General features: G+C 68.7%; 12 protein-coding genes. All 12 read right to left on the reverse strand.

The genetic code is table 11. From position 1 onward, the window contains the following. Positions 1-7: 7 nt before the first annotated feature. The 12 genes from hisD to KVS71_RS08910 all read right to left on the reverse strand — a co-directional run bounded on the left by hisD (position 8) and on the right by KVS71_RS08910 (position 12,686). Complete coding sequence (hisD, locus tag KVS71_RS08855; RefSeq protein ID WP_144881287.1) at positions 8-1,312, reverse strand: histidinol dehydrogenase; 1,305 nt, start codon at positions 1,310-1,312, stop codon at positions 8-10. A 1-nt stretch (position 1,313) separates the two neighbouring features. Then, positions 1,314-2,540 (reverse strand): hypothetical protein, encoded by a 1,227-nt coding sequence (locus tag KVS71_RS08860; RefSeq protein ID WP_217584363.1) that lies wholly within the window; start codon positions 2,538-2,540, stop codon positions 1,314-1,316. Positions 2,541-2,607: 67 nt separating this feature from the next. After that, a complete protein-coding gene (gene dnaE, locus KVS71_RS08865) occupies positions 2,608-6,126 on the reverse strand; it encodes a DNA polymerase III subunit alpha (RefSeq protein ID WP_060921222.1) in 3,519 nt (1,172 codons plus the stop codon). Between the two features lie 50 nt (positions 6,127-6,176). Next, positions 6,177-6,758: a GNAT family N-acetyltransferase gene (locus tag KVS71_RS08870; protein ID WP_105950041.1), complete on the reverse strand. Its 582-nt coding sequence runs from the start codon at positions 6,756-6,758 to the stop codon at positions 6,177-6,179. Positions 6,759-6,814: 56 nt separating this feature from the next. Beyond that, the gene (locus KVS71_RS08875) at positions 6,815-7,735 is read right to left on the reverse strand and encodes an RluA family pseudouridine synthase (RefSeq protein ID WP_217584364.1); all 921 of its coding nucleotides are present in this window, start codon (positions 7,733-7,735) and stop codon (positions 6,815-6,817) included. Between the two features lie 2 nt (positions 7,736-7,737). Continuing rightward, entirely contained in the window at positions 7,738-8,268 is a 531-nt protein-coding gene (lspA, locus tag KVS71_RS08880) for a signal peptidase II (protein WP_082749932.1), read from the reverse strand. 51 nt (positions 8,269-8,319) lie between these two features. Beyond that, positions 8,320-8,919: a DivIVA domain-containing protein gene (locus KVS71_RS08885; RefSeq protein ID WP_144881292.1), complete on the reverse strand. Its 600-nt coding sequence runs from the start codon at positions 8,917-8,919 to the stop codon at positions 8,320-8,322. A gap of 181 nt (positions 8,920-9,100) precedes the next feature. Beyond that, positions 9,101-9,400 (reverse strand): YggT family protein, encoded by a 300-nt coding sequence (locus KVS71_RS08890; RefSeq protein ID WP_025105081.1) that lies wholly within the window; start codon positions 9,398-9,400, stop codon positions 9,101-9,103. A 3-nt stretch (positions 9,401-9,403) separates the two neighbouring features. Beyond that, positions 9,404-9,877 (reverse strand): cell division protein SepF, encoded by a 474-nt coding sequence (locus KVS71_RS08895; protein ID WP_025105082.1) that lies wholly within the window; start codon positions 9,875-9,877, stop codon positions 9,404-9,406. Positions 9,878-9,920: 43 nt separating this feature from the next. Further along, complete coding sequence (locus KVS71_RS08900; protein WP_060922669.1) at positions 9,921-10,628, reverse strand: YggS family pyridoxal phosphate-dependent enzyme; 708 nt, start codon at positions 10,626-10,628, stop codon at positions 9,921-9,923. After that, positions 10,625-11,779, reverse strand: a complete 1,155-nt coding sequence (ftsZ, locus tag KVS71_RS08905; RefSeq protein ID WP_060922670.1) for a cell division protein FtsZ — start codon at positions 11,777-11,779, stop codon at positions 10,625-10,627. Before ftsZ ends, KVS71_RS08900 begins: the two co-directional genes overlap by 4 nt. A gap of 163 nt (positions 11,780-11,942) precedes the next feature. Further along, positions 11,943-12,686, reverse strand: a complete 744-nt coding sequence (locus KVS71_RS08910; protein ID WP_247641085.1) for an FtsQ-type POTRA domain-containing protein — start codon at positions 12,684-12,686, stop codon at positions 11,943-11,945. Positions 12,687-12,865: the final 179 nt, after the last annotated feature.

The following is a 12,865-nucleotide window of genomic DNA, read 5'->3' on the forward strand; positions in this document are numbered from 1 at the left end:
ACAGATCCTACGCGGTGAAGCGGGCCTCGATCGCCTCGCCGTGGGCCGGGAGCACCTCGGTTTCGGCGAGCGCGACCACGCCCTCCCGAACAGCGGCCAGGGCCGAGCGGTCGTAGGAGACGACCTGCTGTGGGCGGAGGAACGTGTAGGCGCCCAGGCCCGGTGCGTAGCGGGCCTGACCGCCGGTGGGCAGCACGTGGTTGCTTCCGGCCATGTAGTCACCGAGGCTGACGGGGGTCTGGTCGCCGACGAACACGGCACCGGCGCTCGTGAAGGCGGCTGCCGCCTCCTCCGCATCCGCGAGGTGCAGCTCCAGGTGCTCCGGGGCGTAGGCGTTGCTGAACGCGGCCGCCGTCGCTCGATCGTCCACCAGCACGATCGCCGACTGCGGGCCGGACAGCGCAGCCCTGACGCGTTCGCTGTGCCGGGTGCGCGCAGCCTGCTGCTCGACCTCTGCGCGGACCTGCTCCGCGATCTCCAGGGCATCCGTCACGAGGACGGCCGAGGCCTGCTCATCGTGCTCGGCCTGGCTGACGAGGTCGGCGGCGATGAGACGAGGGTCGGCGTCGGCGTCGGCGACGACGAGGATCTCGGTCGCGCCGGCCTCGGAGTCGGTGCCGACCACCCCGGCGACGGCCCGCTTCGCCGACGCGACGTAGTTGTTTCCGGGTCCCGACACGACGTCGACGGGATCGAGCCCCAGGCTCGCGACACCGTGGGCGAGCGCACCGATGGCCCCGGCTCCGCCCATCGCGTAGACCTCGGAGACACCGAGCAGCGCCGCGGCGGCAAGGATGGTCGGGTGGACGCGACCGTCCTGGTCCGCCTGCGGCGGCGAGGCGAGGGCGATCTGCTGCACCCCCGCGACCTGCGCGGGGACGACGTTCATGACGACGCTCGACGGGTAGACGGCCTTGCCCCCGGGGATGTAGACCCCGACACGGGCCACCGGCTGCCAGCGCTGCGTGATGGTCGCTCCCTCGCCGATCCTCGTCACCTGCGGTGCGGGGACCTGCGCGGCCGAGGCCAGGCGCACACGTCGGATGGCCTCTTCGAGGGAAGCGCGGACCGTCGGAGCCAGGTTCGACAGCGCATCCGCGAGGTGTGCTTCCGGCACCCGCACAGCGTGCCCGGTGACCCGGTCGAACCGCTCCGCCTGCTCCCGCAACGCGTCCTCGCCGCGATCCCGCACGTCGTCGACGAGACGCGCGGCGGTGTCGAGCGCCTCGGCTCGTGCCTGGGTCGCGCGCGGAACGGCCGCGAGCATGTCAGCGGGCGAGAGCTCGCGCCCCCGCAGATCGATCGTGCGCATGTCAGCCCTTCGTGATGCCGGCGATGTCGTGGAGATAGCCGATGCGGCCGTCATCGTGGCGGACGACGAACGCCCCGCCCCGATCCTCGATGACGAGCGCCCAGGCGGTCGGACCGATGCGGAAGATCGGCTCTCCGCGTTCGTCGTGCACGTCGCGCTCGGTCGGGGCGAGGATCCAGAAGGGCTGCGCCTCGGGCGTGTTCCGACGCGGAGCGGCGGCCTGGTGATCGTCGATGACGGAATGCACCGCCGTCACGTCTTCCGATGCCGGTTCCTGCGCGGCCGCGAGTTCCTCCTCGGAGAGCGCCTTGGCGCCCAACAGTGACTCGATGCTGCCGGTGTCGGAAACGATCTCCGGCTGCTCCCCGCGGGACCGCCGCGAGTAGACCGGGGTGTACTCGTCTTCCGCGGAGACCGGCACGGTTCCGGTTCCCCCGCCCGAGGCATGCGCGGTGAGAGGGACGCGATCCGCGCCGTTCGCCGACACGTCACGCGTGTCGGTGTCGGTGTCGCGGAGATCGGCGGCGGCGTCCGCGTCACCGGTGCTCTGCTCGGCATCGGCGTCGGAGATCACGGCTGTCTCGCCCTCGGCCGCCGCGGCGGGAGACTCGGCGGCGGCAGGGGCCTCAGCGGCGGATCCGCTCGACGTCCCGTCGGGACGCGGCCGTGCGATCACCGGGCGCACCGGATTGGCGTTGCGGTGCGCGAGAGTGACGAGCCGCCCCTGGAAGTCCTCCTTGAGGCCCGGGATGAGCGGGGCGAAGACGGTGAGCACGACGAGCGCGGTCGAGGTGATGACCTGCACGACGGCGTTCCAGGGCAGACCCCAGTTGCCGGTGGAGATGACGGCCGACAGGGCGAGCCACAGGTTGCCGGCCCACACGCACGCCGAGACCGAGAAGGCCACGGAGGCGAACTGATCGATGCCGAGCGACCCCACCCGGCGGATGCCGTCGGGTGAGAACCGCCGGAGGACGAGGAGGAACACGGCGACCGTCGGCACGCCGATCGGCAGGATCCACTGGATGCCGATGCCCCAGAGCGAGATCCCCCCGCTGAGCGGGAAGAAGGACACGAGGAAGGAGACCAGCCAGACTCCGACGATCAGGAGCTCGCGCAGCGTGAATCCGAGGATGCCGTACTCCGGCGTGACCTCATCGTCGTAGAGGACGCCGTCCTCATCGCTGAACACCGCTTCGGCGTCCGGCTCGGGAAGATCCGTGCTCATAGTCGTCCTTTCCTCATCGGCGCACCACGTCTTTCCGGTGCTCTCGACGGCTCCCGATCCTACCCGCTCACCCCAGACAGGTTGGTCCGAGCAGTGACTTGAGGTCACCGAAGAGGTCGGCGGAGACCTTCACCGGCATGGGCACCTCGAACACCTTCGCCGTGCCAGCGCGATGCACGCGCAGCAGCACCTCGGTGTCCCCGCTGTGCCGCCGGAGCACCTCGGCCAGCTCCGTCATGACCCGTTCCGTCGCGCGCTGCTCGGCGAGGACGAGAGACAAGGGCCCTGCTGCATCGAAGGAGCCGACGTCGGGGGCGAAGGCAGACTGGGCATGCAGGTTCAGGCCGTCATCACGGCGGGAGACGCGCCCGCGCACGGCGAGGATCGCATCCTGCTGCAGAGTGTGCTGGAACTCGAGGTACGTCTTGCCCATGAACATCACGGTGACCTCGCCGTTGAAGTCCTCCACGGTGATCATGCCGTACGGGTTTCCGCTCGCCTTCGCCACACGATGCTGGACACTCGTGACGAGGCCGGCCACGGTGACCTGATCGCCGTCCTGCAGGTCCTCGGAGTTGTTGAGGTCGTGGATGGAGATCGAGGCATGCTTCGCGAGCGGGACCTCGAGACCAGCCAACGGGTGGTCAGAGACGTAGAGGCCGAGCATCTCCCGCTCGAAGGCGAGCTTGTCCTTCTTGATCCACTCGGGACGAGGGGGCACTTTCGCGGGTGCCGCCTCCTCCATGCCGTCGTAGAGACTGTCGAAGTCGAAGCCGATGGCGCCCTGAGCCTCGTTACGCTTCCGGTCCACCGCCGCCTCCACGGCGTCTTCATGGATCTCGAGGAGGGCCCGACGGGTGTCACCCATCGAGTCGAAGGCCCCGGCTTTGATTAGCGACTCGACCGTGCGTTTGTTGGCGACGTGCAGCGGCACCTTGTCGAGGAAGTGATGGAACGAGGTGAACCGCTCGTCCTTGCGCGACTGCACGATGCCGTCGACGACGTTCGTGCCGACGTTGCGGACGGCGCCGAGGCCGAAGCGGATGTCATCGCCGACGGCCGCGAAGAAGTTGATCGACTCGGAGACGTCCGGCGGCAGCACCTTGATGCCCATTCGGCGGCACTCGTTGAGGTAGAGCGCCATCTTGTCTTTCGAGTCGCCGACGCTCGTGAGGAGTGCGGCCATGTACTCGGCCGGGTAGTGCGCCTTGAGGTAGGCGGTCCAATAGGACACGAGACCGTACGCGGCGGAGTGCGCTTTGTTGAAGGCGTAGTCCGAGAACGGCAGGAGGATGTCCCACAGCGCCTTGACCGCTCCTTCCCCGAAGCCGCGCTCGGTCATTCCCGCCGCGAACCCCGCATACTGCTTGTCCAGCTCGGACTTCTTCTTCTTTCCCATCGCGCGGCGCAGGATGTCGGCCTGACCGAGGCTGAACCCGGCCACCTTCTGCGCGATGGCCATGACCTGCTCCTGGTAGATGATGAGTCCATAGGACTCCTCCAGGATCTCGGCGAGCGGTTCCGCGAGTTCGGGATGGATCGGGGTGATCTCCTGCTGCCCGTTCTTGCGCAGCGCGTAGTTGGTGTGGGAGTTCGCACCCATCGGCCCCGGACGGTACAGCGCGATGAGGGCCGAGATGTCGCCGAAGTTGTCCGGCTTCATGAGCCGCATGAGTGAACGCAGCGGCGGACTGTCGAGCTGGAAGACGCCGAGCGTGTCGCCGCGGGCCAGCAGCTCGTAGACCGCGGGGTCATCGAGACCAAGGTGCTCGAGATCGAGCTCCTCACCGCGGTTCATCCGGATGTTGTCGAGCGCGTCCGAGATGATCGTGAGGTTCCGGAGGCCGAGGAAGTCCATCTTGATGAGGCCGAGGGACTCGCACGACGGATAGTCGAACTGCGTGACGATCTGGCCGTCCTGCTCGCGGCGCATGATCGGGATGATGTCGAGCAGGGGCTCCGACGACATGATGACGCCGGCGGCATGCACGCCCCACTGTCGCTTCAGCCCCTCCAGGCCGAGGGCCCGATCGAAGACCGTCTTCGCTTCGGGGTCCGTCTCGATGAGGGCGCGGAACTCGCTCGCCTCCTTGTAGCGCGGGTGCGCGGAGTCGAACATGCCGTCGAGGGGCATGTCCTTGCCCATCACGGCCGGGGGCATGGCCTTGGTGAGTCGCTCGCCCATGCTGAACGGGAAGCCGAGGACGCGACCGGCGTCCTTGAGCGCCTGCTTCGACTTGATCGTGCCGTACGTGACGATCTGCGCGACGCGCTCGGACCCGTACTTCCGGGTCACGTACTCGATGACCTCGCCGCGACGACGGTCGTCGAAGTCGACGTCGAAGTCGGGCATCGAGACGCGGTCCGGGTTGAGGAACCGCTCGAAGATCAGACCGTGCTCGAGAGGGTCGAGGTCGGTGATCTTCATCGCATAGGCGACCATCGAACCCGCACCGGAGCCACGTCCCGGACCGACCCGGATGCCGTTGTCCTTGGCCCAGTTGATGAAGTCGGCGACGACGAGGAAGTACCCGGGGAAGCCCATCTGGAGGATGATGCCGGTCTCGTACTCGGCCTGCTTGCGCACCTTGTCCGGGATGCCGTTCGGGTACCGGTAGTGGAGGCCCTTCTCGACCTCCTTGATGAGCCAGCTGTCCTCGGTCTCGCCGTCGGGGACCGGGAACCGCGGCATGTAGTTCGCCGAGGTGTTGAACTCCACCTCGCAGCGCTCGGCGATCAGGAGCGTGTTGTCACAGGCCTCCGGGTGGTCCCGGAAGAGCTGCCGCATCTCGGCCGCGGTCTTGATGTAGTACCCGTCGCCGTCGAACTTGAAGCGGTTCGGGTCGTCGAGCGTGGAGCCGGACTGCACGCACAGCAGGGCTGCGTGGGCGTCGGCCTCGTGCTGGTGGGTGTAGTGCGAGTCGTTGGTGGCCACGAGCGGGATGCCGAGGTCTTTCGCGAGCCGCAGCAGATCGGTCATGACCCGGCGCTCGATCGACAGGCCGTGGTCCATGATCTCGGCGAAGTAGTTCTCCTTGCCGAAGATGTCCTGGAACTCCGCCGCGGCCGCGCGGGCGGCGTCGTACTGCCCGAGCCGCAGCCGCGTCTGCACCTCTCCCGACGGGCACCCCGTCGTGGCGATGAGCCCCTTGCCGTATGTCTGGAGCAGCTCGCGGTCCATACGCGGCTTGAAGTAGTAACCCTCCATGCTCGACAGCGAGCTCAGCCGGAAGAGGTTGTGCATGCCCTCCGTGCTCTGACTCCACATGGTCATGTGGGTGTAAGCGCCCGAACCCGACACGTCGTCGCTGCGCTGGTCCGCCGAGCCCCACTGCACGCGGGTCTTGTCGCTGCGGTGCGTGCCCGGAGTGACGTAGGCCTCGAGACCCACGATGGGCTTGATGCCGGCGTTGCGGGCCGCGTTGTAGAACTCGAACGCCGCGAAGGTGTTCCCGTGGTCCGTCACCGCGATCGCCGGCATGCCGTAATCGGCGGCCGCCTGCGTCATCGCGTTGATCTTCGCAGCCCCGTCGAGCATCGAGTACTCGCTGTGCACGTGCAGGTGGACGAAGGAGTCGGATGCCATGCTTCGAGTCTACGTTCGGCCCCGGACACGAGGAGGCGCCGGCTCCCGGTTCACGCTTTCTCGCGGAGGTCCAGCCGCATGAGCACGCGGGGGAAGCCGTCGAGGACGGAGCCCGTGTCCGCCGCCTTCGCGAACCCCGCGCTCTCGAAGAGACGCCGCGTCCCGACGTACGCCATCGTGAGGTTCACCTTCGCACCGGCGTTGTCGACCGGATACCCCTCGATCGCGGGTGCGCCCCGATCGCGCGCGTAGGCGACCGCGCCCTCGATGAGGGCGTGGGAGACACCCTGTTTGCGATGCCCTGGGCGGACCCGGAAGCACCACAGTGACCACACGTCGAGGTCGTCGACATGCGGGATGAGGCGATTGCGCGCGAAGCTCGTGTCGCGTCGAGGGTGCAACGCCGCCCAGCCGACCGGCTCGTCGTCGAGGTAGGCGAGGACGCCGGGGGGAGGATCCTGGTGGCAGAGCTCACGCACCCGCTCGGCCCGTGCGGGACCGCGAAGGGAGACGTTCTCCTTGTTGCCGATCCGATAGCTCAGGCAGAAGCAGACGTTCGACGTCGGCTTCTTCGGCCCCACGACCGCGGCGACGTCATCGAAGACCGTCGCCGGGCGCACCACGATGCTCATGTGGTCAGTGTGGCGGATACCCCGGACACCGGCGCGCTGACGCCCCGGCGGATGAGCTATTCCCCGCGCAGCACGTCCAACGCGTGCTGGAAGTCCTCCGGATAGGGCGAGGCGAACTGCACCCACTCCCCCGTCGTCGGATGGGCGAATGCCAGCTGATGCGCGTGCAGCCACTGCCGCGTGAGTCCGAGGCGGGCGGAGAGCGTCGGATCGGCGCCGTAGAGCGGGTCCCCGACGCACGGGTGCCGGTGCGCCGCCATGTGCACGCGGATCTGGTGCGTACGACCCGTCTCCAGATGGATCTCGAGCAGAGAGGCACCGGGAAACGCCTCGAGCGTCTCGTAGTGCGTCACGGAGGGCTTCCCGTCCGGGACGACGGCGAACTTCCAGGAGTGGTTCGGGTGCCGACCGATCGGCGCATCGATCGTGCCCACGAGCGGGTCCGGATGCCCCTGCACCACCGCGCGATAGATCTTCTCGACCGTGCGCTCCTTGAACGCGCGCTTGAGGGCCGTGTACGCGGACTCGCTCTTGGCCACGACCATGAGCCCGCTCGTCCCGACGTCCAGCCGGTGCACGACGCCTTGACGCTCCGGCGCGCCGCTGGTGGCGACGCGGAACCCGGCGGCGGCGAGAGCGCCGACGACCGTGGGTCCCTCCCACCCGAGCGAGGGGTGGGCAGCGACCCCGGTCGGCTTGTCCACCACGACGATGTCATCGTCGTCGTAGACGATCCCGAGTTCGGGCACCGCGATGGGCACGATCTTCGGCCCCTCCTTCGGCTCCCACTCGACGTCCAGCCACGCACCGCCGCGCAGGCGGTCCGACTTGTCGAGGGTGACGCCGTCCAGGCGGACGCCGCCGGATGCGGCCACCTCCGCCGCGAAGGTCCGCGAGAACCCGAGGAGCTTGGCGAGGGCGGCATCGACCCGCGTACCGTCGAGCCCGTCCGGGACGGGCAGCGAACGCGACTCCACGGTCAGCGCTCCTCGGACGCCGCAGCCGCCTCGGCGTCCTCGTCCGTCTCGATCGGGGCGTGGTCCCGCTCTCGCGTGCCGTCGAACCGGAGGCCGAAGACGACGAGCAGAGCCACCGAGATCATCCCGGTGACGATGAAGATGTCGGCGACGTTGAAGATCGCCGGCATCATCCACGGCATGGAGATCATGTCCACCACTTCCCCGACCGGGAAGCCGGGGGCCCGGAAGAGACGGTCCGACAGGTTGCCGAGCACGCCTCCGAGCAGGCACCCGAGGACGACAGCCCAGAGACGCGACCGCAGTCCGAACGCCTTCCAGACGATGACGCCTGCGACGACCGCGAGGGCGATGGTGAAGATCCAGGTCACGCCCGAGCCGAGGGAGAACGCCGCACCGGGGTTGCGCACGTAGTAGAGCTGCAGGAACTCTCCGAGGACCGGGACCGCCTCGTGGAGCGGCAGATTCTCGATGGTGAGGTACTTCACAAACTGATCGGCGGCCAGCACGACCGCTGCGAGAATCGCAACGATCGCACCGGCCGCCGACCGACGAAGGGGACGACGTCCTGACAAGAGGGCGCCTTACAGGCCGATCGCGGAGACCGGCGTGGAGTCCGTGGAGGCCGACTTCTCGTCGAGCTCGCGGAGCTGACCCTCGATGTAGCCGCGGAGCTGCGAGCGGTAGTCGCGCTCGAAGTTGCGCAGCTCCGTGATGCGCGCCTCCAGCGTGTTGCGCTCGCGCTCCAGGCGTGCGGTCTCCTCGCGCTGCTTCGCCTCGGCCTCCGTGCGGATACGAGCGACCTCGGCCTCGGCCTCGGAGATGAGCTGGTTGCGCTTGGCCTCACCCTCGGCCACGTGCTCGTCGTGCAGACGCTGCGCGAGCTCGATGATGCCGGCGGTCGCGGTCGCGGAGCCGGTCGGTGCGGCGTCGGCGGCGGGAGCCTCGGCGGCGGCCGGGGCGGGAGCAGCGGCTTCCGGCTCGGCGGCAGCGGCGGTAGCAGGCGTGGAGCCCGACTCATAAGCGGCGAGCTTCGCCTTCAGCTCGGCGTTCTCCTCGAGGGCCTTGCGCCACTCGATGACGATCTCGTCGAGGAAGTCGTCGACCTCGTCCGGGTCGAAGCCGTCCTTGAAGCGGACGTGCTGGAACTGCTTGGTGACGACGTCATCCGGGGTAAGTGCCATGGGTGGCTCCTCTTTCGATGAGTTCGATTGCCAGTACCGATGTATGGCGTGTTCGTGATGTGGCGCGAACCCGGGGCGCGCACCTGGGTGCCAGCATAGCCCCCGAGCCTTGGGGTCGCGATGCCACGACACCCAGGCTCGGTGAACTCGCCGCCGTCACCGGGCGCGACACGCGGGGTGGTCAGCGGATGAACAACCGGACGATGTTCATCAGGATCAGGACGACCAGAAGGGTCAGCGCGAAGCCGAAGTCCAGCGAGAGCTGACCGATACGCAGCGGCGGGATGATCCGCCGGAAGAACCGGATGGGCGGATCGGTGACGGTGTACACCGCCTCGGCGGCCACGAGACCGAAGCCCTTGGGACGCCATTCCCGATTGAACATCGGGATGTAGTCCAGGATGAGCCTCGCGAAGAGCACGAGGATGTAGACCAGCAGCACCAGATGGACGATGCTGGCGAGGACCGAGACCAGCTGCACGGTCTACGAGTGGTCGAAGCCCGCAGACTCGGCGTCTGCGTGCGCGATACCCCCGTGGCCGGACACCGCGATGTTCTCCGGCGAGAGCAGGAATACCTTGGAGGTCACCCGCTCGATCCGGCCGTAGAGGCCGAGGGAGAGACCGCTCGCGAAGTCGATGAGGCGGCGCGCGTCGGCGTCGCTCATCTGGGAGAGGTTGATGATGACCGGGACGCCCTCGCGGAAGCTCTCCGCGATCAGCTGGGCGTCGCGGTACTGCTTGGGGTGGACGGTGAGGATCTCGTTCACGGCTCCTGCTGCGGGCTGGCGGACGGCGACGGGACGACGGAGGGGCGTGACGGGAGCCGGAGCCGGCTCTTCGCGCTCACGCTCACGCTCACGCTGGGCGCGGGCGGGCGCCGGCGTCTCCTCTTCGTAGACCTCTTCCTCGTCGGCGAGGCCGAGATACACCATGGTCTTCTTCAGCGGGTTACCCATCGTGTCCTCCGGTTCGAACGTTTCGGGCTGGTCTTGTCACAGGCTAACCCCGGGCGGGGCGCGGTCCCGTGATTGCGGAACCGATCCGCAGGTGTGTCGCGCCGGCGGCGATGGCCTCGGCGAAGTCGCCGGTCATCCCGGCGGAGATCCACGTCGCGTCGGGAGCGACGGTCCGCACGTCGGCGGCGATGTGGTGCAGACGGGCGAAGGCGCGCGCGGGATCCTCGTCGAGGGGCGCGACGGCCATCACACCACGGAGCCGCAGCGAGGACAGGCCGAGCACGTGCTCGGCCAGCGCCACGGCTGACGCCGGCGCCACGCCTCCCCTGCCCTCATCCTCGGTGAGATTCACCTGGACGAGTACGTCGAGCACCTCGTCGGTCTCGGCCGCACGGTGCAGGGCGTCCGCGAACCGGTCACGGTCCACGGAATGCACGACGTCGGCGCTCCGCCTGATCGCCGCGGCCTTGTTCGTCTGCCCCTGCCCGATGAAATGCCACTCGAGGTCGAGGCCGGAGAGCTCGCCCGCCTTGGCGGTGAGCTCCTGCTGCCGGTTCTCCCCCACCGCGTGCACTCCGAGAGCGTGCAGATCGCGCACCAGGGAGGCGGGGTGGAACTTGGTGACGACGATCCGGGTGATCTCCTCGGGGGACCGCCCGGCGGCACGCGCGGCGTCGGCGATCTTCTCGTCGATCGCCGACAGCCGCGCGGCCAGGTCCGATGGCGCCGAAGCGCCGACCGGTGTCGTCACTTCAGGAATTCGGGGATGTCGATGTCGTCGTCGGCGAAGGCCGGCTCGATGCTCGTCGTCGGCGTGCGCGGTGCCGTCGGCGCCGGGGCGGGCTCGGGCGTGCTCTTCTCGGCCGCAGGCTCGGAGGTCTCCGACAGCGCCACCTCGGGAAGGGACGCGGTGGAGGGACGCGAGACGACCATCGGGTCCAGCCGCAGCGAGGGCTCGCCGCCGTCGAAGCCGGCGGCGATCACGGTCACCCGCACCTCGTCGCCGAGCGTGTCGTCGATGACCGTGCCGAAGATGATGTTGGCCTCCGGGTGCGCGGCCTCCTTGACGAGGTCCGCGGCGTCGTGGATCTCGAAGATGCCGAGGTTCGAGCCACCCTGGATCGAGAGCAGCACACCGTGCGCGCCTTCGATCGAGGCCTCGAGCAGCGGCGACTCGACGGCGAGCTCCGCCGCCTTGATCGCGCGGTCGGCGCCGCGGGCCGAGCCGATGCCCATCAGGGCGGATCCCGCTCCCTGCATGACCGACTTCACGTCGGCGAAGTCCAGGTTGATGAGACCGGGGGTCGTGATGAGGTCGGTGATGCCCTGCACACCGGCGAGGAGGACCTGGTCGGCAGTCGCGAACGCCTCGATCATCGAGATGCCGCGGTCGCTGATCTCGAGCAGACGGTCGTTCGGGACGACGATGAGGGTGTCGACCTCTTCCTTCAGCTTCGCGACGCCCGCCTCGGCCTGGCTCTGGCGACGACGCCCCTCGAAGGAGAACGGCTTCGTCACGACACCGATGGTCAGCGCACCGATCGACTTGGCGATGCGGGCGACGACGGGAGCACCACCGGTTCCGGTGCCACCACCCTCTCCGGCGGTGACGAAGACCATGTCGGCACCGGTCAGGGCCTGCTCGATCTCCTCCGCGTGGTCCTCTGCGGCGCGACGACCCACCTCGGGGTCGGCACCGGCGCCGAGACCGCGGGTGAGCTCGCGGCCCACGTCCAGCTTGACGTCGGCGTCGCTCATGAGCAGCGCCTGGGCGTCGGTGTTGACGGCGATGAACTCGACTCCGCGGAGACCGAGCTCGATCATGCGGTTGACGGCGTTGACGCCGCCACCGCCGACGCCGACGACCTTGATCACGGCGAGGTAGTTCTGGTTCTGGCTCATGGCCGGCCTCCGATTAGTAGAGCCTGGAAGGGGTGAACCTTAAACCTCAACTAGAGGTGTAAAGTATTTCCCGGTATTGCGTTCTCTCAGATCGAAGGTATGCGCCGCCTGGCCGCGCACGCGCAGCGACATGGGCGTGTCGCGCCATTCCCGCCGAAAGAGATCAGCCGACGACCGCCACGTCGGGAGACGTGACGTCGATCGACGAGGCATCGGGGTTCTTCACGAGCGCGGCGGAGAGTGCGAGCGCCTTCAACCCCGAGTCCTCCTGACTCCCCCACACGACCGTGAGGCCGGAGTCGAGGGTCAAGGTCACGTCGTCCGCCGTCGAGGCCCGCACGCCGGTGAGTGTCTTGCGGATGTCCGCCGGGAGCGCTCGGACGACGAGCCCGGCGCTGCGGAAGGCGGCCGAGTCGACCCCGCCCTCCACCTCCACCAACGGCTGCCCCGCCGGGCGCTGGGCTGTCGTCGAGAGAGCGACGCCCGCTGCGTCCACGAGGGTGAAGCCGGCACCCGACTCGACCACCCCGATCGGCGTACGCTCGACGATGCGCACGGTCAGGTCGTGCGGTGGACGTGCTTCCAGGGCATACGTCTCGATGAGCGGGAACGTCAGCAACGCCGCCTTGACCTCGCTCGTATCGACCAGGGCGAGCGGCGTCCCGAGCTGGTCCGCGAGGGCGCCTTCGATCACCGCGGGATCGATCGTCGTGGTGCCGGTGACCGTGATGCGCTGCACAGCGAAGAGCGGGCTGTAGGCGGCGGCGACACTCCCCCCGATCAGCAGCGCCACGGCCCCGAGGGCGCTCAGCCAGACGATACGACGCCGGCGGGATCGCTGGGTGAACCGACGGATCTCCGCCCGGAGCGCCCTGCGACGGGCGCGCGCGGCGCGCCAGACATCCATGGACGAACGCGGGACCGGCCGTTCCTCGGGCATCACTGCGGCGGACCCGACCGGCGAGGCGTCTCCCCCCTCGTCCGGCGACGGCAGCGGGGCGGGACGCCGGCGGAGGGTCCGTTCGGACGCGTCGTCCGTCTCCCCCGGAGTATCCGGAGCGCTCGGGAGTGGGGGCGGCCGGCGCA

Source organism: Microbacterium sp. GbtcB4 (assembly GCF_019091465.1).
Lineage (GTDB): Bacteria > Actinomycetota > Actinomycetes > Actinomycetales > Microbacteriaceae > Microbacterium > Microbacterium paraoxydans.